The organism is Streptomyces sp. NPDC045021 (assembly GCF_056432645.1).
The window spans coordinates 1,119,344-1,140,993 of the sequence record NZ_JBWKIQ010000001.1 but is presented as its reverse complement, the minus strand read 5'-3'; the positions used below and the strand labels follow the sequence as shown (position 1 = coordinate 1,140,993).

Annotated in this window: 16 protein-coding genes and 1 pseudogene; 15 read left to right on the top strand and 2 right to left on the bottom strand. The window is 69.2% G+C overall.

Annotated elements, in window-relative coordinates; all coding sequences use genetic code 11:
- Positions 1-157 precede the first annotated feature (157 nt).
- The 5 genes and pseudogenes from AC07DC_RS05015 to AC07DC_RS04995 all read left to right on the top strand — a co-directional run bounded on the left by AC07DC_RS05015 (position 158) and on the right by AC07DC_RS04995 (position 8,687).
- The gene (locus AC07DC_RS05015; protein WP_478911896.1) at positions 158-1,702 is read left to right on the top strand and encodes a sigma-70 family RNA polymerase sigma factor; all 1,545 of its coding nucleotides are present in this window, start codon (positions 158-160) and stop codon (positions 1,700-1,702) included.
- A gap of 323 nt (positions 1,703-2,025) precedes the next feature.
- Positions 2,026-2,672: pseudogene (locus tag AC07DC_RS05010) on the top strand (carbohydrate-binding protein); the annotation flags it as partial.
- A gap of 460 nt (positions 2,673-3,132) precedes the next feature.
- A complete protein-coding gene (locus AC07DC_RS05005) occupies positions 3,133-5,502 on the top strand; it encodes a non-reducing end alpha-L-arabinofuranosidase family hydrolase (protein ID WP_478911894.1) in 2,370 nt (789 codons plus the stop codon).
- A gap of 885 nt (positions 5,503-6,387) precedes the next feature.
- Complete coding sequence (locus AC07DC_RS05000; RefSeq protein WP_478911892.1) at positions 6,388-8,328, top strand: sensor histidine kinase; 1,941 nt, start codon at positions 6,388-6,390, stop codon at positions 8,326-8,328.
- Complete coding sequence (locus AC07DC_RS04995) at positions 8,325-8,687, top strand: DUF742 domain-containing protein (RefSeq protein WP_478911891.1); 363 nt, start codon at positions 8,325-8,327, stop codon at positions 8,685-8,687. The genes AC07DC_RS05000 and AC07DC_RS04995 overlap by 4 nt, the downstream gene beginning before the upstream one ends.
- Before the next feature lie 424 nt (positions 8,688-9,111).
- Here AC07DC_RS04995 and AC07DC_RS04990 read toward each other — a convergent pair whose 3' ends face one another.
- Both AC07DC_RS04990 and dhaM read right to left on the bottom strand, forming a co-directional pair.
- On the bottom strand, positions 9,112-9,411 hold the full coding sequence (locus AC07DC_RS04990) for an HPr family phosphocarrier protein (RefSeq protein ID WP_478911889.1): 300 nt from the start codon (positions 9,409-9,411) through the stop codon (positions 9,112-9,114).
- On the bottom strand, positions 9,395-9,787 hold the full coding sequence (gene dhaM / locus AC07DC_RS04985; RefSeq protein WP_478911887.1) for a dihydroxyacetone kinase phosphoryl donor subunit DhaM: 393 nt from the start codon (positions 9,785-9,787) through the stop codon (positions 9,395-9,397). The genes AC07DC_RS04990 and dhaM overlap by 17 nt, the downstream gene beginning before the upstream one ends.
- 59 nt (positions 9,788-9,846) lie before the next feature.
- On the opposite strand from dhaM, the gene AC07DC_RS04980 reads away from it, so the two are divergent.
- The 10 genes from AC07DC_RS04980 (at position 9,847) to AC07DC_RS04935 (ending at position 21,643) form a co-directional block, all read left to right on the top strand.
- On the top strand, positions 9,847-10,623 hold the full coding sequence (locus AC07DC_RS04980) for an IclR family transcriptional regulator (RefSeq protein ID WP_478911885.1): 777 nt from the start codon (positions 9,847-9,849) through the stop codon (positions 10,621-10,623).
- Between the two features lie 379 nt (positions 10,624-11,002).
- Complete coding sequence (locus tag AC07DC_RS04975) at positions 11,003-11,776, top strand: MIP/aquaporin family protein (RefSeq protein ID WP_478912616.1); 774 nt, start codon at positions 11,003-11,005, stop codon at positions 11,774-11,776.
- The gene (gene dhaK, locus AC07DC_RS04970) at positions 11,773-12,771 is read left to right on the top strand and encodes a dihydroxyacetone kinase subunit DhaK (protein ID WP_478911883.1); all 999 of its coding nucleotides are present in this window, start codon (positions 11,773-11,775) and stop codon (positions 12,769-12,771) included. The genes AC07DC_RS04975 and dhaK (AC07DC_RS04970) overlap by 4 nt, the downstream gene beginning before the upstream one ends.
- Before the next feature lie 167 nt (positions 12,772-12,938).
- The gene (gene dhaL, locus AC07DC_RS04965; RefSeq protein ID WP_478911881.1) at positions 12,939-13,580 is read left to right on the top strand and encodes a dihydroxyacetone kinase subunit DhaL; all 642 of its coding nucleotides are present in this window, start codon (positions 12,939-12,941) and stop codon (positions 13,578-13,580) included.
- The gene (locus tag AC07DC_RS04960) at positions 13,577-15,259 is read left to right on the top strand and encodes a putative PEP-binding protein (RefSeq protein WP_478911879.1); all 1,683 of its coding nucleotides are present in this window, start codon (positions 13,577-13,579) and stop codon (positions 15,257-15,259) included. The genes dhaL (AC07DC_RS04965) and AC07DC_RS04960 overlap by 4 nt, the downstream gene beginning before the upstream one ends.
- Before the next feature lie 184 nt (positions 15,260-15,443).
- Positions 15,444-16,436 carry a dihydroxyacetone kinase subunit DhaK gene (gene dhaK, locus AC07DC_RS04955; protein ID WP_478911877.1) on the top strand — a complete coding sequence of 331 codons (993 nt, stop codon included), beginning with the start codon at positions 15,444-15,446 and terminating at the stop codon, positions 16,434-16,436.
- Between the two features lie 46 nt (positions 16,437-16,482).
- Entirely contained in the window at positions 16,483-17,151 is a 669-nt protein-coding gene (gene dhaL / locus AC07DC_RS04950; protein ID WP_478911875.1) for a dihydroxyacetone kinase subunit DhaL, read from the top strand.
- 252 nt (positions 17,152-17,403) lie between these two features.
- The gene (locus AC07DC_RS04945) at positions 17,404-19,440 is read left to right on the top strand and encodes a sensor histidine kinase (protein ID WP_478911873.1); all 2,037 of its coding nucleotides are present in this window, start codon (positions 17,404-17,406) and stop codon (positions 19,438-19,440) included.
- Positions 19,441-19,577: 137 nt separating this feature from the next.
- Positions 19,578-20,555, top strand: a complete 978-nt coding sequence (locus AC07DC_RS04940; RefSeq protein ID WP_478911872.1) for an aldo/keto reductase — start codon at positions 19,578-19,580, stop codon at positions 20,553-20,555.
- 614 nt (positions 20,556-21,169) lie between these two features.
- Positions 21,170-21,643 (top strand): VOC family protein, encoded by a 474-nt coding sequence (locus AC07DC_RS04935; protein ID WP_478911870.1) that lies wholly within the window; start codon positions 21,170-21,172, stop codon positions 21,641-21,643.
- The last annotated feature ends 7 nt before the right edge of the window (positions 21,644-21,650 follow it).

The following is a 21,650-nucleotide window of genomic DNA, read 5'->3' as shown; positions in this document are numbered from 1 at the left end:
GGGAGCGGCCGTTGACCTCTTCGGCCAGATCATCCTTTGCGGTGCTTGGCCAGGGCGGCGACGTACGTCGGAACGTGAAAAGAAGTTGTGCGGAACACGAGGGCATCGTCGCCGCGGCTCCCGCTGCACGGTGCAGTTTTCCCCTGAGGGAGTGGGAATGAGGCTCACGGATGCGGACCACGCGGGGCTGGTTGTCGCGGCGCAGGCCGGTGACGATCGGGCGTGCGAGGAGCTGATCGCCGCGTATCTGCCGTTGCTCTACAACATCGTCGGGCGAGCGCTGAGCGGACATGCCGACGTCGACGACGTCGTCCAGGAAACCCTGCTGCGCGTGGTGCGCGACCTGCCTGCCCTGCGTGCCCCGGAGAGCTTCAGGTCCTGGCTGGTGTCGATCACGCTCCGCCAGATCAGTACCCACCGGCACCGGCAACGCGCCTTCGCCGGCCGGACCGCGGTCATCGACGAGGCACGCCAGATACCGGACGCCGGCCCCGAACCTGAGGACGTGACGATTCTGCGTCTGCATGTGTCGGACGAGCGCCGTCAGGTTGTCGAAGCCGGCCGGTGGCTCGACCCGGACCATCGGGTGCTGCTTTCGCTGTGGTGGCAGGAATGCGCCGGCTCGCTGAGCCGTGACGATATCGCCATAGCGACGAGGCTCACGGTCGCCCACGTCGGAGTGAGCCTGCAACGCATGCGCGAGCAGCTGGAACTGAGCCGGACGATCGTCGCCGCGCTGGAGGCCGACCCGCGCTGTCCGCAGTTGGACGAGACCGTCGTCGATTGGGTCGGTCTCCGTACATCGGTGTGGCGCAAGCGGATCGCGCGGCACGCCCGCGGCTGCCCGGAATGCACGGCGACGACGACAGAACGGGTTCCGGCCGACCTACTGATCCTCAGCCTCGCGCCGCTGGCGGTCCCGGCCGGGCTCATCGCCGCGCTGGCCGCCAAGGGCCTGCTGTCGGGTACGGCCGCGAGCGCCGCCGGGCTGGCCACGGCACACGTCGCCGTCGGCACGGCGACGGGGGGAGGCAGTCTGCACAGCTCGCTGATCGGCAAACTCCACGCGATGACCGCTCATCCGCTGGCGGGCCTCGCCACCGGCGCGGTGCTCATCGCCGGGACCGCCACCTACGCGACCTGGCCCGAACCGGCGCATCGGGTGCCCGGCGTCATCGCCGCTCCCACAGGCGGCAATCCCACGCCGATCCCATCGCGCACCACCACGCCGGCCGGACCGTCCCCAGTGAGTCCATCCGCAGGCACTGTTCCGCTGGGCGCACAGTCGCTGGAGTCCGTGGACGAGCCCGCCCTGTACCTCACATATGCCAGCGACTTCGCGACGCTCGGCCCAGTCTCCGCGTCCAGCAGCGCGCAGACACGGCAGCGGGTCACCTTCTCGGTCATCCGGGGGCTGGCCGACACGCGGTGCATCACCTTCCGCGCCGCCGACGGCCGCTATCTGCGCCATCGTGACCTGCGGCTACGGCTGAGCACCAACGACGGCAGCGAACTGTTCCGTGAAGACGCCACCTTCTGTCCGCACCCCGGGGCGGTCGCCGGGTCGGTAACTCTGCACGCGCACAACTATCCCGGATCGATCCTTCGCCACCGCGAAGGTGGCATCTGGCTCGATGGCTCCGACGGCACTCGGGCCTTCGCCGGCCAGGCTTCCTTCATCATGCGCAAGGCCTGGGCTTGAGAACAGCTCCCGGAGCATTGTGGACCGAGTCGCGTAGTGAAAGCCGGTGATCCTGCACGATCCTGCACCACGCCGTTCTCAACCGGGCGGTGAGCCGAGTGCTGCGCCGAATCCAGCTTCGACCCATATTCATTGACGGCTGCCTCGCCGTGCCGGCCTGAAGGCTGATCACCGCAACCGCTTGGGCTCCGAGCCGCGCGAGTGTGTCCTGCGGCGTTTCTTTGGCCCACAGGCCGATGGCCGCGAAGGACTTCGCCCAGCTCGGTGTCCTTTCGGGCCCGAGGCCGTCGACACCAAGGGCACCAGCGTCACCCGGACGCTGGCAGACCACGCCTGCGGCCGGTCCGTATGTTTGGAACAACGCCCAGGTGGTGGGTGGCGGTTACGTCGACGGGCTGGTGTTCAACCCGCGCGAGAAGGGTCTGCCGTACGCGCGCACCGACATGGGCGGCGCCTACCGCTGGGACGCCGCGGCCGAGCAGTGGATCCCGCTGACCGACTGGGTCGACGAGAAGGACCGGAACCTGCTGGGCATCGATTCACTGGCCACCGACCCCGTCGACCCCCCCGGCTCTACGTCGCGTCGGGCACCTACACCAACGACTGGGCCGGCAACGCCGAGCTCCTGCGCTCCACGGACCGGGGCCGCACCTTCCAGCGCACCGCTCTGCCTTTCAAGTTGGGCGCCAACGAACATGGCCGCGGGGCGGGCGAGCGGCTGGCGATCAACCCCGCAGACAACGGCACCCTGCTGCTGGGCCGTGGCGGCTCGCAGGACGGCGCCTACTCCGCCGACGGCGGCAGCAGCTGGAACAGCTTCAAGTCGGAGCCGGTGGGCAGCGCCGACAGCGGCCAGGTCGCGCTCTCGGCGGACGACTCCGCGATCGTCTGGACCGAGGAGGGTCAGGCGCCGTACCGCTCGACCGACCAGGGGGCGAGCTGGTCGAAGGTCAACGGCCTGTGCAGCGGCGCCGTGAGGCGTGGGCCGCGTTGCGAGCGACCACTGACCCCCCTCGGGCTCAGCTGACCAGCACCGACCCGAGATCACCAAACTCCGCAATCGCCCTGGACCAGACCGCGGGGCTTGACGTAACGCTTTTTGCCTGCGAAATGCATCACTGAGCAATCGTCCGGACGGCGCGACTTTTCTGTTACGAGACCGCGAGTTCGGAGGCCTCCACTTCGTGGGGTGCCTTTCCCGCCGCTCACCATGACGTGCCGGTGTGGCAGGTTCCCCGACTTCCCCCGTTGACGTATCCCCTGAAGAAAGCCTCTCCGATGACGCGACACACCCACGAACCCCGGGCAACCGGTACGCAGGGACGGCCCCACGTCCTGCACCGCACCCACCCCGCGGCGGATCAGGCCGTACCGGCCGATGCGCACACGATCACGGAACCCAGGGCGACCCGCGGCCCCCGAGGAGAATCATGAAGGGCCTGCACCGGCTCGGCCGGCGTCGCCGGACAGTGACGATAGGACTGTCGGCCGCGGCGGTGGTGGTGGCCGGTGTCGTGACGCTGCTCCCCTCCGCTGGAGCCGCAAACCTGGGTACGCAGGCGGCCCCCTCGGGCAGGTACTTCGGCACGGCTGTGGCTGCCGGCAGGCTCGGCGACTCGACGTACGCCGCGATCTCGGACCGGGAGTTCAACATGATCACCCCGGAGAACGAGATGAAGTGGGACACCATCGAACCGTCCCGCGGCAAATTCAACTTCGGCCCCGCCGACCAGATCCTCAACCATGCCATGGCACACGGCCAGCGCATGCGCGGCCACACCACGGTCTGGCACTCGCAGCTCCCGTCCTGGGTCAGCTCCATCGGCGACGCGAACACGCTGCGCAGCGTGATGAACAACCACATCACCACCGAGATGACCCACTACAAAGGCAAGATCTACGCCTGGGACGTGGTGAACGAGGCGTTCGCCGACGGATCCACCCAGCACCGCAGCTCGGTGTTCCAGAACGTGCTGGGCAACGGCTTCATCGAGGAAGCGTTCCGCACCGCCCGGGCGGCCGACTCCTCGGCCAAGCTCTGCTACAACGACTACAACATCGAGAACTGGTCGGACGCCAAGACCCAGGGCGTGTACAGCATGGTCCGGGACTTCAAGTCCCGCGGCGTCCCGATCGACTGCGTCGGGTTCCAGAGCCACTTCGGCACCGGCGGCCCGCCGCCCAGCTTCCGAACCACCTTGTCCAACTTCGCCGCCTTGGGCGTTGACGTCCAGATCACCGAACTGGACATCGCCCAGGCGTCGCCAACGAACTACGCGAACACGGTCAACGCCTGCCTGTCCGTGACCCGGTGCACCGGCATCACGGTATGGGGCATCCGTGACCGCGACTCCTGGCGCAGCGGCGACAGCCCCCTGCTGTTCGACAACAGCGGCAACCCCAAGGCCGCCTACACCGCCGTCATGAACGCCCTCAATGCAGCCCCCGGTCCGACCCCGGGCGGGACGGGCTCTGAGACCGGCACCGGAGAGATCAAGGGCGTCCCCTCCGGCCGTTGTATCGACATCAACGGCTCCACCACCGCCAACGGCACCCAGGCGCAGCTGTGGGACTGCAGCGGACAGACCAACCAGCGCTGGACCTACACCGCCGGCAAGCAACTGATGATCTACGGCAACAAGTGCCTGGACGCTCTGGCCAAGGGCACCAGCAACGGCACCGCGGTGGTCATCTGGGACTGCAACGGCGGCACCAACCAGCAGTGGAACATCAACACCAACGGCACGATCGCCGGCGTCCAGTCCGGGCTGTGCCTCGATGCCGTCGGCGCGGCCACCGCCAACGGCACCAAGATCCAGCTGTACTCCTGCGGGTCCGGGAGCAACCAGAAGTGGACCGGCCCGTCCGGGACGTCGACCCCTTCGCCGACGGGCGGCCCGTGTGCTCTTCCGTCGACCTACCGCTGGTCGTCGACTGGTGCGTTGGCGCAGCCGGCGAACGGGTGGGCCTCACTGAAGGACTTCACCAATGTGGTGTACAACGGCAAGCACGTGGTCTACGCGTCGAACGTATCGGGATCGTCGTACGGCTCGATGGCGTTCAGGCCCTTCACGAACTGGTCGGACATGGCGTCGGCCGGCCAGAACGGGATGAGCCAGTCCACGGTGGCGCCCACGCTGTTCTACTTCGCGCCCAAGAACATCTGGGTGCTGGCGTACCAGTGGGGTGCGTGGCCCTTCATCTACCGCACCTCGAGCGATCCCACCAACCCCAACGGCTGGTCCGCGCCGCAGCCGCTGTTCACCGGCGGCATCCCGGGCGCCGCCCCGATCGATCAGACGCTGATCGCCGACGACCAGAACATGTACCTGTTCTTCGCCGGTGACAACGGCAGCATCTACCGGGCGAGCATGCCGATCGGGAACTTCCCCGGCAACTTCGGCTCGTCGTACACGACGGTCATGAGCGACACGGTGAAGAACCTGTTCGAGGCGCCGCAGGTCTACAAGGTCCAGGGCCAGAACCAGTACCTCATGATCGTTGAGGCTCGGGGTGCCAGTGAGCAGCGCTACTTCCGCTCGTTCACAGCCACCAGCCTGAACGGTTCCTGGACCCCGCAGGCCGCCACCGAGAGCAACCCCTTCGCGGGCAAGGCCAACAGCGGCGCCACCTGGACCAACGACATCAGCCACGGTGATCTGGTCCGCAACAACCCCGACCAGACCATGACCATCGACCCCTGCAACCTGCAACTCCTCTACCAGGGCAAGTCGCCCACCGCCGGCGGCCCCTACGACCAACTGCCGTACCGGCCGGGCGTCCTTACCCTGCAGCGCTAAACGCCTGATCCACGGTGATCGCGATTTGATGCGCTCTACCGGCGCATCAGACGAGCGGTTTACGGCGTGGCTAACTCCACCAGCTGATACTCCGGTCCGACTTCGCGATCTCGCGTCGGACCGGGCAGGAACGGAACGGCCACCGCGTGATCGAAGGGGGTTGTGTGGACTCCCGAAGATCGCGCGGTGGCCGCGGGGCCGCCGCGCCCCAGCCGCCGCGCGGCGCTGGCCCCCATTCCTCGTCAGCGGCGGATCCAGCAGAGTAAGGGTGGACCGGACGTTCGGCGTTGAAGGGTGTGAACCCGTCGTCCACGCTCATGGGAGCTGCGCCGACGAGGGCGGCGGCGGGAGCCTGGTCGATCCCGTCCAGGGAAGGGCCCGTAGAGCGATTCGTGGTCCAGGTCTTCGTGCACGTTCTCACGGAACGAGCCCAGCGCCTCCTGGACACCATCATCCAGCAGCCCGTGGATGTCGAGGGTCGCCTCGGTGGTCTCCAGGAGAAGCCGGAGCAGCAGTTCCTCGGCGACGCTACTGAGTTGCGAGAAGCCCGGTCGGCACAGGCGACCGGTCAGGTCGACGGCGGCGACCAGCAGCCTGCGCGCGAACAGCGGCGTATACAGGTGGGCGAACTGGGCTGGCAGCCCCCTGGACCCCAGACATGCTCGGCGCCGGTCACACCCTCACCTGGGCAAGAGAGGAGGTTACCGGCGGGCTACGGAACGCCGACTGGTCCATTTCCCGTTTCTCCCCGGGCAGTTGGGCCAAGTCGGAGCGAGCCGGAAACCTCGGGGTAATCACGGTTCCCTAGGCTCGGCGGGGCCGCATTTGGCATCGCATCCCGAACGACCGCCCATGTCCGGCCGCTGCCTAGGGAAAGCCGCAACCGTGCCCAAGCAACCACGACGCCTGGCCGCCCTGACGGCGCGGGCGCTCCCCCGTACGATCCGCGGCAGGCTGCCGCTGCTGCTGGCGTTGCCCACCTGCGCCCTTGTGGTGGTCGCCACGGTGGGAACGGTCGCGCAGTCCAGCCGCTACGTGGAGGCCGGGCGCACCGGCGACCAGGTTGCGCTGGTGCTGGGCACCGAGGAGCTGGTGCATGAGCTGCAGCGGGAGCGCGGGTTGACCGCCGGGTTACTGGGCGGTGACGAGAGCTTCCGCAGCACGATGGTCACCCAGCGCATGGCGTCCAACCGGACGCGTACCGCGCTCGACCGGCAGCTCGCGGGCAGCCCTCCGGCTGCCGGCGTCGTACGCGACGCGCTGGCCCGACTCGACGACCTGGGCACCGTACGCGGCGAGGCAAACACCGGCAGCGCGACTCGCGCCGATGTGCTCGCCTTCTACACCCGGGCCATCACCGCGCTCAGCGGTGCCGCCTTCAGCGGTGGCACGACGCCGGCGGACCCTCAGCTCATCAGCGACCTCGGTACCTTGCGCAAACTCGCGGACGCAGCCGAGGCCGCCGCCCTGGAGCGCGGCACGCTCAACGGCATCCTGGCCGCCGGATCCTTCCACGACCGCGACTACCCGACGTTCATCAAGCTGCTCGGCAGCAAGGAGGACGCCCTTGGCGAGGTGCCGCGCACCGCGAACCCGACGCAGACGCACGCCCTGGACGCCGCGCTGCGAAGCCAGTCCGCCGTCGCGGTCGCGGGCATGGAACAGCGCGTGCTGACCGCGTACGACGCCAAGAAGCTGCCGCTCACCCCTGCCGACTGGTGGCAGCCCGCCACCGCATTGGTGGACGCCCTGCACCAGGTGCAGGTCCGGGTCGCCGACGACAGCCGCGCCCGAGCCGACCAGTTGCGCAGCGACGCGCTGCGCCTGCTCCTCTTGGAGGCGGCCCTGGCCCTGCTGGCTGCGGGCGGGGCGGTCGTGCTGGGGCTGGTGGCCACTCGGTCCATCCTGCGTCCCCTGCACGCCCTGGCCGAACAGGCCCACTGGCTGGCCGAGCAGACGCTGCCCCAGGCAGTGGCGCGGGTGCAGGAGGAGCCGGGCGGGGCGGATCCAGCCGAGCTCGCCGAGAGCCTGACCGGCTCCGAGCTGGCAGCGCGCGGCGATGAGATCGCCAAGGTGGCGGGCGCGCTGGTCCGGGTCGCGGACACCGCGTTGCAACTCGCCGTCGAACAGAGTGTGTTGCAGCGCAATAGCACCAAGTCGCTCGCCAGCCTGGGCCGGCGCAATCAAGAACTGGTGAGCCGTCAGCTGAGCTTCCTCAGCTCACTGGAACACAATGAGAACGACCCGGGGATCCTTGCCAACCTCTTCGAGCTGGACCACCTGGCCACCCGGATGCGCCGCAACGCCGAGAGCCTGCTGGTCCTGGCCGGGGAGCGCAGCCCACGCCGCTGGGCGCGACCTGTGCCCATGGGCGACGTCCTGCGGTCCGCGCTCGGCGAGGTGGATGACTACCACCGGGTGCTGCTGCGCCACTCCGACCAAGCGCTGCTCGACGGCGGCGCGGTGAGCGAGGTGTCCCACCTGCTGGCCGAGCTGATCGAGAACGCCCTGGCCGCGTCGTCGCCGGGGACGGACGTGGAAATCTACGCCCGGGGGCACGGGGCCGACTACCTGGTCGTCATCGTGGACCACGGCGCCGGGCTCCCCGATGCGGCGCTCGCGACGGCGAACCGGCGCCTGTCCGGCCAGGAGAACTTCCTGGTGGGCGGCACCCAGCTGCTCGGCCACTACGTCGTCGGCCGGCTGGCCGCCAGACTCGGCGCCCGCGCCTGGCTGGCGCCCTCGCCGGTGGCCGGGGTGACCGCCTCCATACTGCTGCCCGGCCGGCTGCTGACCGGCCAGGCCGATCTGGCCGCCACGCGATGAACCCGCAGGACGAGGTCTTCGAGACCGGGGAGGTGGTCCGGCCGTTCATCGTGACCCGCGGCCGGACCCGCCCGGTCCACAGCCAACTGCGCCTGGAGACCCTGGTATCAGCGCTTCCCGCAGCCCTGGCCGCGCCGCTGGACTTCGAGCGCCGCGCGATCGTGGAGCTCTGCCAGTACCCGCGCTCGCTGGCCGAGATCGCCGCGCTGCTCCCGGCCCCGCTGGGGGTGGCCCGGGTCCTGGTCGCCGATCTGTCCGTGGAGCGCCACGTCCAGGTTCATGACCACCTCAACGAGCACGACGACAGAGCCTCCGTCGCCCTGCTGGAACGGATCAGGGACGGATTGCTGCGACTGTGACGGACGCGGGAAGCCGAGGAGTGGGATGAGCGTGGGTGCCTGTTGTCAGAACGGGCCTTGGCCTGGCTCGACGGCAGGCCAGGGCGGCTTCGGCCGCTGACCTCGGGCATCGACGGCCGCAACATTGCCGGGGGCAGCGCGTGAGCGATCGCGTTGGTGATCAGTTCCGAGATCACCAGGATGGCGTCGTCCGCTGTCTCCGTGGGCAGCCCAGCGGGCCAGGACCGTGCGTGCGCGGCGGCGCACGGTGGAGACGGTCTCAGGGATGTGCGGCAGCGGGAGTATGTGCTCGGTCCGCGGGTGCGGTGGCACGCTGGTGTCAGGCGTGGTCATGGCCGGAGTGGTCATCTTCGACCACCTCCACTTGTCTCGGCTTCTTGTATGGGAAGCGGCGGCTCGTTCTGTGCCGTGGCGGGTGGCCGGGTTATTCGGCGGTGGCGAGGATGTCGGCCAACGCCGTGACGGCCTGTTCGGCGTCGGGGCCTTCGGCGCGGACGGTCACGGTGCTTCCGGCGGTGGCGCCCAGGCCCATCACGGCGAGGACGCCGGTCGGGTTGACGGTGCGGCCGCCGTGCTCCAGCTGTATCGCGCTGGCGTACCCGGCTGCGGCGCGGGCGAGTTGGCCTGCCGGGCGGGCGTGCAGGTTGGCGGGCAGGACGACGGCGATCTCGTGATTCGCCGTGGTCGTGGCGGTTGTGGTGGTGGCGTCAGAACTTGAGGACATGACGGGCCTCCTTGGCGGCGTTGGCGACGGTCTTGAGATCAGCGCCGGATGCGGCGGTAACGACGGCCGCGACGGCTCCTTCGACGAACGGTGCGTCGACGATCGTTACGTCGGTGCGGGGATGGTCTTCCAGGACGGTGCGGGCTGTGAGGACCGAGCTGCCGAGGTCGGGGATGACGACGACGCCGCCCCCGTGATCGGCTTCCCGGATCGCTGCGAGGACGAGGTCGTAGCTGGTGCCGATCCGGCCGTCGTCGGTTCCTCCGGCGGTGGCGAGGGGAACGTGGTCGGAGCCGATCTGCTGCACCAGCAGGCGAAGGCCCGCGGCGAGCTCGGCGCTGTGGGACACGAGTACGATGCCGACAGGGTTGCTCATGAACAACAACGCTATATCTCGGAACGCTGTTCATCAATACTGAACAAGGAGAATTTTCGATGGTGCAAGCGGTGCAGCGTGCGGTGCAGATCTTGCGGGAGCTCGCGTCCACCGGGCCCCGGCTGGGTGTGACCGAGCTGGCCGACCGCCTGGGCGTGGCCAAACCCACCGTCCACGCGCTGTTGCGCACGCTGGAGGCCGAGGGGCTGGTGGTCCAGGACCGGGACAGCTCGAAGTACCAGCTCGGCCCGGACCTGGTGCAGCTGGGCAACGCCTACCTCGACACCCAGGAGCTGCGCACCCGCTCGCTGACCTGGGCGGACCAGCTCGCCACCCGGACGAACGAGGCGGTGTGGGTGGCCGTACTCACCGGCGACCACATCCTGGTGGTGCACCACGCCTTCCGGCCCGAGGGCGCCGTGCAGATCCTCGAAGTGGGAGCCAGCATCCCGTGGAGCACCTGCGCCCTGGGCAAGGCCATCGTGGCCTTCGCCGCGGTCCCCGAGCGGGAGCGGCTGCTCGTGGGCGAGGCGGCGGTGCTCACCGGCGCCAGCATCACCGACCCGGAGGAGCTGGCCGGCCAGCTGAAGGAGGTTCTCCGGACGGGGTACGCGATCGAGGACCAGGAGTCCGCCATCGGGGACGCGGGCATCGCCTCCCCTGTCTTCGACCGCTCCGGCGAGGTGCTGGGCGCCATCGGCATTGTCGGCCCCGTTGAGCGTCTGCTGGCCGAACCGGCACGTCAGGAGCTCGCGGTCGCGGTCCGTGAGACAGCCCGCAATCTTTCGCGCGACCTCGGCGCCCCGAGGGGCGCCGCCCGCATGGCAGGCGCCTGACCGGCGCGATCCGCACCTGTCGGCCTCACGGGCACCTGACCTGCATACTCCGCATCCACCTGTAGTCCGGCGGCGAGGTCGCCGTTCCACCTCCTGCCCCTCCGCCCAGGCCCCTCGGCACGTCGCCGTGGGGCCTTCTGCGTGTCCGCGGTGCGCACGATCGTCGCCGAACCTCTTGACAGGCGTGAAACGTGGGCTTAACTTCCGGAACAACGTTCATCAATACCGAACGTACTACCGGATTCCGCTGGATATCCGATTCCCCTGAGCCGGCCGCCAGGTTGCCCGACCCTGACCACCTCGCGGCCCCCTCCCTTCACAGCCCGCTCACGCGGAGGAGGTGAGACGCCCACGTCGCCGCTCGGCACTGGGCGCCATCATGGAAGAAAACTCTTACTCACAGAAGCTTGTGGCCGAGATGCTGGGCACCGCGGTGCTGGTGTTCATCGGTGTCGGTTCGGTCCCCGCAACGCTCATCGTCGGCGGCGCCGCGCCATTCACCATGGCGCAGCTGGGAATGATCTCGCTGGCTTTCGCCACCGCCGTCATCGCCATGGTCTACGCGATCGGCCATATCTCCGGCTGCCAGATCAACCCGGCCATCACCCTCGCGCTGGCCGTCACGAAGAAGATGCCCTGGCGGGACGTCCCCGGCTACATCGCGGCCCAGGTGGTCGGTGCTGTGCTGGGATCGCTTGCGATCGTCGGGGTGCTGGGGAAGAAGGCGGTCGACGTGGGCCTCGGTATCGCCGCCTACGGCACCGGTGTCGGTGCCGGGCAGGCTTTCTTCGCCGAAGCGGTGGGCACGTTCATCCTCGCGTTCATCGTCTTCGGTGCCATCGACCGGCGCGCGGCCGGCGGCTTCGCCGGTCTGGCCATCGGCCTGGGCGTGTTCGCGATCATCATTCCGGTGGCGCCCGCCACTGCGGCGTCCATCAACCCGGCCAGGACACTTGGCCCGATGATCACCGGCGAGCTGTTCAATGGCACGGTCCACTGGGAGCAACTGCCTGTCTACCTGGCTGCCGAGGTGATCGGCGCGGTTGCCGCAGGCGTCCTCTACACCGCGCTCAACGCCCACCGCCAAGCCGCCACAACCACGGCCGGGAACCGGGTTGTTGAGCCCGTCAATACCGAAGGAGCCCTGTCGTGAAGAAGCTCATCAACGCCCCCGAGGCGGTGTTGGACGAGGTCCTGGCAGGGATCGCCGCCGCCCACCCCGAACTGAAAGTCGACGCGGAGAACAGGGTGATCGCCCGCGCGGGCGGCACCGGGACGGGCAAAGTCGCCCTCATTTCCGGCGGCGGTTCCGGGCACGAGCCCCTGCACGGTGGCTTCGTGGGCCTGGGCATGCTGGACGCCGCCTGCCCCGGAGAGGTGTTCACCTCTCCCGTGCCCGGCCAGATGCTGACCGCGGCCCAGGCCGTCGACGGCGGTGCGGGCGTGCTGTTCATCGTGAAGAACTACACGGGCGACGTCCTCAACTTCCAGATGGCCGCCGAACTGGCCGCCGAGGAAGGCATAACGGTCGAGACCGTGCTGGTCGACGACGATGTCGCGGTTCAGGACTCCACCTGGACCGCCGGGCGCCGCGGCACCGGAGCCACCGTCTTCGTCGAGAAGATCGCCGGCGCTCTCGCCGAGAAGGGCGCGGACCTCGCCGCGGTGGCGGAGATGGGCAAGCGGGTCAACGCCGCCTCCCGGTCCTTCGCGGTCGCCCTGACCGCATGCACCACACCCGGCTCGGGCAAGCCCGGTTTCGACCTGCCCGAGGACGAGATCGAAGTCGGCGTCGGCATCCACGGCGAACCCGGCCGCAGCAGAGAAAAGCTCCGCCCGGCCAAGGAGATCGTGGCCACCGCCCTGGACGCGATCCTCGCCGACCAGCCGCTCACCGCGGGGGACGAGACCATCGTCATGGTCAACGGCCTGGGCGGTACGCCGCTCATCGAGCTGTATGTGGTCTTCCACGAGGTCGCGGCCGCACTGGCGGACAAGGGTGTGGCCATCGCCCGCAATCTCGTCGGCAACTATGTGACCAGCCTGGACATGGCCGGTGTTTCCATCACCGTGTGCAAGGCCGACACCGACATGCTGTCCCTATGGGACGCACCCGTAAACACCCCAGCCCTGCGCTGGGGCGCCTGAACCGAGCCGGGGGCCGGACCGCGCGATACGCGAGGGCCGGGTGGGGGCCTTCCCGCGCCGGCTCACCCGACCGCCCCCGCGTCCGCCCCCGCCCCCGGCTCACCCAACCGCCCCTCCGCGTCCGCCGCTTCCGGAACCCCCAAGCGTCAACCCACCGCGTATCAACCATGAACGGAGACCCCGTGGACATCGACCTCGCCCGCACTTGGGTGCAGGCCATCGCCGCCGCCGTCGACAAGCACAAGGACCACCTCACCCAGCTGGACTCGGCCATCGGCGACGCCGACCACGGCGTCAACATGAAACGCGGCTTCTCCGCCGTCACCACGGCCCTGGCCGACTACCAACCGGACACTGTCGGGGCCGTGCTGGTCAAGACGGGCACCACACTCATCTCCAGCGTCGGGGGTGCCTCCGGCCCTCTCTACGGCGGCGCCTTCCGCGCCATGGGCAAGGCCCTTGACGCACCCACCGCCGACACGCAGCAGTTCGCGACCGCGCTGGCTGTCGGCCTGGAGAGCGTTCAGAAGCTCGGCGCGGCCGCACCCGGCGACAAGACAATGATCGACGCATATGCTCCCGCGCTGGCCGCCTTCCAGCAGCACGCCGGCGCCGGAGCCGACTTCGCCGCCGCGGCCCTGGCCGCCGCCGACGCCGCTGAGGACGGCATGCGCGCGACCACCCCCATGCAGGCACGCAAGGGCCGAGCCTCCTACCTCGGCACCCGCAGCATCGGCCACCAGGACCCCGGCGCCACCTCCACCGCCCTCATCTTCCGCGCACTCGCCGAAGTGGTGGCTACCCGATGAACCGCCACACCTACTCCGGGCACACCGCCGCACCCGGCATAGCCCTGGGGTTCCTCCACCGCACCGACCGCCCGCTCACCCGAGCCGTGCTCCCTCAGCGCACCGGTGGCGACGCCGCACAGCAGATCGCCGACGCTTTCGACACCGTCGCCGCTCGCCTGCGCGACCTGTCCACCTCGCTGCGTGAACGGGGCAACGACGAAGAGGCGGACATCATGGAGGTCAACAGCTACATCGCGCAGGACCACGATCTGCTCGAACAGGCCATCAAGCGAGCGCACCAAGGGCAGCCGGTACCTGTCGCCGTCCGGCAGGCCATCGACACCTATGCCCGGACCATCGCCGGCCTTGACGACCCGACCCTGGCCGATCGCGCCGCCGACGTACGGCAAGTCGGCCGCCGCGTCCTGGCCCACCTGCACGGCGACACCGGCCCCGCACCCGACCAACCCCTCGTCCTTGTCGCCCACGAAATCGGCGCGGCAGACCTGCTGGAACCCGGCCAAACGGTCACCGCCGCCATCTCCGTCACCGGCGGCCCCAACTCCCACGCCGCGATCGTCGCCCGCTCACAGGGCATCCCCCTCCTGCTGGCCGTCGACGCCGCCCTTCTCGACCTGCCGGACGGGCAGGAAATCCTCCTCGACACAAACCAGGCCACCGCCGTCGCCCACCCCAACGACGACGAGCGCGCGAGCGCGCTGCATGCCATGGACGCCGCCCGCACTCGCCGCCTCGCCCTCGCCGAAGAGCGCCACCTGCCCGCACAGACACTGGACCACCACCACGTGGGGCTGCGGGCCAACGTGGCAACCCCGGCCGAGGCCCGCGCAGCCCTCGCGGCCAACGCCGACGGCGTCGGCCTGCTCCGCACCGAACTGCCCTTCCTCAACCACCCTGCCTGGCCCACCCGCAACCAGCACGCGGCCACCCTGGTCCCCATCATGCGCGCACTCGCCGGACGGACCGTCACCGCCCGCACCCTCGACTTCGCCGACGACAAACTCCCGCCGTTCCTGTCCCGCATCCAGGGCGCGCGGATCGGCCGCGGCCTGCCGCTCATGCTGGCCCAACCCGATGCCTTCGCCGATCAGTTCCGCAGCCTGCTCGGCGCGGGCACCGATACCGACCTGCGCATCATGATCCCGATGGTCGCCGGCGTCGACGAACTGCGCGCCTGCCGACGCCTTCTCCAGGCCGCGGCCGACGAAGCCGGTGTCCCGCCCCCGCCCCTGGGCATCATGGTGGAACTCCCCGAAGCCGTCGCCGCAGCCGACGACCTCGCCCGCGAAGCCGCATTCCTCTCCATCGGCAGCAACGACCTCACCTGCCAGATCCTGGGCCTGGACCGGCGCGACCCCACCGCCACCCCCGCCATGGCAGCACACCCCGCCGTCCTCAACGCCATCGCCCAAGTCGTCACCGCCGCCCACCGCCACCACCGCCAGGTCTCCGTCTGCGGCGACGCCGCCGCACATCTCCTCGTCACCCCCCTCCTCATCGGCCTCGGCTGCGACACCCTCTCCGTGGCACCAGCCGCCCTCGACGAAGTACGCGCCCGCATCCGCCGCCTGCGCCATGACACCTGCGCCTCCCTGGCGGTCATCGCCCTCACCCGCGAAACCCCCGAAGAGGTCTGGAGGCTCGTCGAGCAGTGCTGCCAGCCGTCACTGCCCTGACCCGAGCCGCGCACACGGCGCGATCAGTCGAGCGTGGGCAGGTCCGACCGGACCCGGCCCATCAAAGGGCCTGTGTGACGCGCAAGATGACGCCCTGACAAATCCCGCGTCAAATCCCGCTGACCCATGCCATTTTGATGGATTTCTGCTGATGTTCCTATCAAGTCGAAAAGGGGTCTGAACCGTGAAGAAGCTCATCAACTCGCCCGATGAAGTGCTTGCCGATGCTCTCGTCGGCGTGGCCGCCGCGCACCCCTCACTGACGGTCAACACGTCCGACCGCTACATCATCCGCGCGGGCAGGCCGACCGCCGGAAAGGTAGGCCTGGTGTCAGGTGGCGGGTCCGGACACGAGCCGCTGCACAGCGGGTTCGTCGGGTACGGGATGCTGGATGCGGCCTGTCCCGGTGAGGTGTTCACATCTCCCGTGCCGGACCAGATCCTCGCCGCCACGCGGGCCGTTGACGGCGGGGCGGGGGTGCTGCACATCGTGAAGAACTACACCGGCGACGTGCTGAACTTCCAGATGGCCGCCGACTTGGCCGCCGACGACGGCGTGTGGGTGGAGGGCGTCGTGGTCAATGACGATGTCGCCGTGGAGAACAGTACGTGGACGGCCGGCCGACGGGGTACCGGGGCGACCGTGTTCGTGGAGAAGATCGTCGGTGCGGCTGCCGAGCTCGGTGCGGACCTGGCCTCGGCCGCGGCTTTGGGCCGGGCGGTCAACGACCGGTCCCGTTCGTTCGGGGTGGCGCTCACGCCGTGCACGCTGCCCGAGTCGGGCAAGCCCGGCTTCGAGCTGGGCGAGGACGAGATCGAGCTGGGCGTCGGCATCCACGGCGAGCCCGGTCGCGCCCGCGGCAGGCTCGTCTCTGCCAAGGAGATCGTCGGTGTCGCGTTGGACGCCATCCACGCCGACATGCCGCTCTCAGGCGACGTGCTCGTGATGGTCAACGGCCTGGGCGGCACCCCACTGATCGAGCTGTACGTGGTGTACGCCGCGGTTGCGGAGTGGCTCGCCGGCCATGGCGTGTGGATCACCCGCAACCTGGTCGGCAACTACATCACCAGCCTGGAGATGGCCGGCTGCACGATCACGGTGTGCCGGCTCACGCCGCAGCTCACCCATCTGTGGGATGTCCCCGTCGAGACCCCCGCGCTGCGTTGGGGACGCTGAGCGGCCTCGGACACCGCTACGGACACCACGAGGGAGAAGGACGACCATGGACGCGAGCACGTTCCGGGCCTGGATCCACGAGGCGGCCCGATTGATGGTCGACAACACCGACCGTCTGACCAGCCTCGACTCCGCTATCGGCGACTCCGACCACGGCATCAACATGCGCCGTGGCCTGCAGGCGGCGGTGGCGATGCTGGACGAAACCGACCCGCCCACCCCCGGTGCGGTGCTCGCCACCGTCGGCCGGGCATTGATCAGCAAGACCGGCGGGGCCTCGGGACCGCTGTACGGCACCGGTTTCCGGCAGGCCGCGCGGACCCTGGGCGAGGAACCTGACGTATCTGCGGCACAACTTGGGGCGGCCTTGGCGGCTGCCCTCGCGGGCATCCAGCGGATCGGCGCAGCGCTCGAGGGCGACAAGACGATGATCGACGCCCTCGGCCCGGCCGTGACCGCCTACCAGGCCGTCATCGACACCGGCGGCGACCTGAGCAACGCCACCCGCGCGGCATCCGACGCCGCCGTGCGGGGCCTGCAGCAGACCGTCGGCATGCAGGCTCGGAAGGGCCGCGCGAGCTATCTCGGCGCACGCACCATCGGTCACGAGGACCCCGGCGCAGCGTCGACCGTGCTCATTCTCTCCGCCCTCGCGACTGTCACCGCGGCGAGCGGGCGGAGGAGCGAGCGGCCAGACACAGAGGCGGCGTCATGAGGGTGGCGCGCCCGCGCCCCTGAAGCGCGCACGTTCATTGGCGGGAAGAAGGTGCGAAGGCAAGTGCAAACACAACCCGCGGTGCATCGCCACGGCACGGAACCAGTGCCGACGCCGCAGGCGAGAGGCAACGATTCCGACAACGGCAGTACCGAACCGGACCATACCGATCCCGACCCCGCGCGCGCAGGTGGAGGGCGTCGCCCGCGCCGGAGCAGTAACCAGAAGGGGCTCGCCCCGGGTGACTGGAGTGTGCGCACCCAGCTGCTGGCCGCAGTGCTCATCCCGATCATCACCGTGCTCGTACTCGGCGGTCTGCGGATCGGCTCGGCGGTGCAGAACGCACAGGACCTCGACAACGTCCATCAGCTCGTTCGTACCGTCGACAAGGGCACGGGGCTGTTGCAGGAGCTCGAGGATGAACGCGATCTCACCGCGCTCTACCTCGCGGCCGGGCGTACGGGCGACATGAGCCGGCTGGACACTCAGCGCTCCCAGGTGGACGCGGCGCTCGCCCGGGTCCGTGCCGAGGCCACCCGAGTCCACTGCGGGACGAACCCCGCCCTGGACGCCCGGCTTGCGGTGCTCGACGCCTCTGGCGGGAAGGCGACGTCATTGCGCCACGCGGTAGACCACACGAAAATGCTCTCGCTATCCGTGGTCAACGCATACACGGCATTGATCGCCGAGCTCACCGACGCCCTCGACCTTCTCACGCCGGACGTCGCCCACCAGACCCTCGCCGTCGGGGCCCGTGCCCTCCAGACCTTCGCACAGGCCACGGAGCAGGCCTCCCGGCAACGCGCGCTGCTCGGCGGGGCACTGACCAAGGGTCACTTTGATGCGAGCGAGGCCGAGAGCCTGACCCTCGCCAGTCGGCAGCAACAGGCCTTGATCGGCGAGTTCCGGTCCGGTGCGCCGCCGGCCCAGCGTCAGTTCTACGAGCGCACCGTCACCGGAAGCGACGTCGACAGGGCCGAGATACTCATGAAACAGGCGCTCACCCGGCAGGGCACCAGCAGCCTCCGCCTCGACGCCGGCGAGTGGTTCGACACCATGACGAGCAAGCTCGAGCTGATGCGTCTGGTCGAGAAGCGGCTCGTCGGATCCGTCGAAGACGAGAGCTCGCGCGAGCAGCACCAGGCCGAGCGCTGGGTGTTCATCGCCTCACTCGTCATGCTGTTGATCATCCTGCTCACGTTCGGCGTGACGCACGTCGCCCTGCAGTCGATTGTCGGCCCGCTGCACACCCTGCGTGCCTCCGCGCTCGTTATCACCGAACGCCACTTGCCGGAGGTCGTCCGGCTGCTGCGTAGCTCCAGCGACGCGCGACTGGAGGCAATCAAGGCCGGGCCCATGGGTATCGACTCGAACGACGAGATCGGCGGTATCGCGGGCGCGTTCGACGACGTCCATCGTGACTCCGTACGGCTGGCGTTCGAGCAAGCGCAGCTGCGAGGCCGCATCAACGCGATGTTCGTCAATCTCTCGCAGCGCAGCCAGATCCTCGTGGAACGGCAGCTGGAGCTGATCGACCATCTGGAGAACGGCGAGCAGGACCCCGACCTGCTCGCCAGCCTCTTCCAGCTCGACCACCTGGCCACCCGCATGCGCCGCAATGGGGAGAACCTGCTCGTCCTCGCGGGCGAGGAGGCAGGCCGCCGCTGGAGCGCCCCAGTACGGCTCGTGGATGTGCTCCGGGCCGCCACCGGCGAGGTCGAGCAGTACCGGCGTGTGCAGCTACGCGGATTGGTAACCGCGGACATCGACGGCCGGGCAGCGAACGACATCGTTCACCTCATCGCGGAGCTGCTGGAGAACGCGGCCACGTTCTCCTCGCCGGACACCGAGGTGCTCGTCACGTGCCGGCTGCTGTCCGGCGGCGGTGCGAAGGTCGAAATCCAGGACAGTGGCATCGGCATGAGCGCAAAGGACCTTGAGGAGGCCAACGACAGGCTCCTGAATCCACCAGTCGTCGACGTCTCGGTGGCACGGCGCATGGGCGTGTTCGTCGTCGGCCGGCTATCCGGCCGCCACGACATCCGCGTACAGCTCCGCAGGTCATCCCCCCGCGGCATCACAGCAGTGGTCATGCTTCCCCAGAACCTGGTCCGGGAACACGGAGATCACATGGATCCTCCCGGACTGTCCGCCAGGCACAACTCCGAAGGACGCCTCACCGGCTGGCGCAACTACGACACGACCGAGCAGCTCAACGACGTGCCGGCCAAACGCGCGTACCGGACACGCCGTCACGACGCCCGCTCGGTCGGCAAGGAGAACACATGACCGGCTGAGCCAGGCCGCACCGAACCTCAGCGGCGTGACAGTGTTGACCTGGCCCGATGCTGGGTGAAGCCTGCCGCTCTCGCGTCTACTGGAAACAACCGTCACGCCAGATCATGCGATCCCGGAGGACACGCCGTATGCACCTTGAACGCCTCATCGCCTCGCCGATCCCGCCCTTCGGTCTGGGCCTGGCCGCCGTCGGCCGTCCCGGCTATATCAATCTGGGTCGTGACGCAGACCTGCCCGCAGACCGCTCGGCCACCGTTCTGCGCGGCCATGCCCACCGGCTGCTTGACGCGGCCTACGCCCGGGGCGTGCGGTACTTCGACGCAGCCCGCTCCTACGGCCGGGCCGAGGAGTTCCTCGCCACTTGGCTGGAGGCCCGCCCCGATGCACGGGATGTGGTGATCGGCAGCAAGTGGGGCTACACCTACACCGCCGACTGGCGCACGGACGCCGAGGTGCACGAGGTCAAGCACCACAGCACCGCGACGTACGACCGCCAGCTCGCGGAGACGCGTGCGCTGCTGGGCACCCGGCTCGACCTCTACCAGATCCACTCGGTCACCCCGGACAGCCCGGCGCTGACCGACTCCGCATTGCACGACCGGCTGGGCAGACTCGCCGCAGAGGGGGTGACCATCGGACTGTCCACCAGCGGCCCGGCACAGGCGGAAGCCATCCGGGCCGCGCTGGAGATCACGATGGACGGCGAACCGCTCTTCGGCAGCGTGCAGGCCACCTACAACCTCATGGAGCCGTCAGCGGGGCAGGCGCTGGCCGAGGCGCACGCCACCGGGCGCACGGTGATCGTCAAGGAGGCCATGGCCAACGGACGCCTGGCCGGTCGGCACGCCACGGGGCCGGACACCGTCATGCTGCGCGAGATCGCGCAGGAGGCCGGCGTGCCGTGCGACGCCGTGGCTCTGGGCGCGGTCGCCGCGCGGCCCTGGGCGGACATCGTCCTCTCCGGCGCAGCCACGATCGAGCAACTCACCAGTAACCTCTTGGCGGCGGACCTGCGCCTCAATCCCGATCAGTTGGAACGGCTGGCCGGGCTGGCCGAGTCAGCGGAAGCCTACTGGGCGCACAGATCGCGGCTGGCCTGGGCGTGAGGTCCGGGCCGGGACCCCGCCCCCAGCCGTACGCCCACATCCCGAGAACTGCGCATCCGCACCGTGTGTGTCCAACCCGACCGTCCGGAGGGGCACCCGGGTCCAGCTGTCGAGGATCCGCGAGACGAAGTGAGACACACACCTGCCGACAGCGGGGAGGAACGAACTCCGAGGCGGACGCCCGCTTACGAGGAGCGTGCTGACCGCTTCGAGCGGCTCCCATCAATTGTCGGCGCTGGAGCCTGACATGGAGGAACAGGCCGTATAGCCAGTTTGCGAGTTTGAGCCACGGCTCCTCGGTCTGCCGCTGTAACGGCAGACGAGCAGACCCGCGACCATGGTGGCTGCGGCATTGACCCGCTGCTGCGTGGACGAGCGCCGTTGGGTGGTCAGCTCCGCGTGGTCGAAAAGGGCTTGGCGTCGGGTGGGAAGGGGGCCTCGTGGGCATCGGCTCGACGGGACGGGACGGGACGGGACGGGACGGTGCTCTGGTCGGTGCCGTGAGGGCATTTCCTGGTGGCAGCAGCGCCAGAGCGACAGCAGAGCCCGGTAAGACCGGCTCTTCGTCGAAGGGTGGGAATGCCGTGCGGCCGCTCGCGCCATACGCTCGGCATATGTCCGATTTCATCTCTGAAGGCGCGTCGGCCGAGGACCTTCCCGCACCGGCCGAGGGCCTGCTGCTCACGCACTTCCTCACGGTCAGCGACGTCCCCCGCTCGCGGGCGTTCTACGCCGACGTACTGGGTGGAAGGGTGGTGCTGGATGAGAACCCCTGCATCATCAAGGTCGCCAACAGCTGGATCATCATGAACCCCGGCGGCGGGCCCACCGACGACAAACCCGACGTCGTCCTGCGCACGCCGGAGGACCCCCATACCGTCTCCAGCTTCCTGAACGTACGGGTAGCGAACATCCACGGGTTCTACGCGGCGGCCCGCGCCAAGGGAGCCGAGTTCCTCACCCCGCCCATCGACCGGCGCGCCGAGCTGCGCTGCTATATGCGCGACCCGGACGGCTATCTCATCGAGGTAGGACAGGCCACGGGCCTGCTGAAGGGCATCCTGGCACGCACCGGAACCGGCACCTGACCGCGGA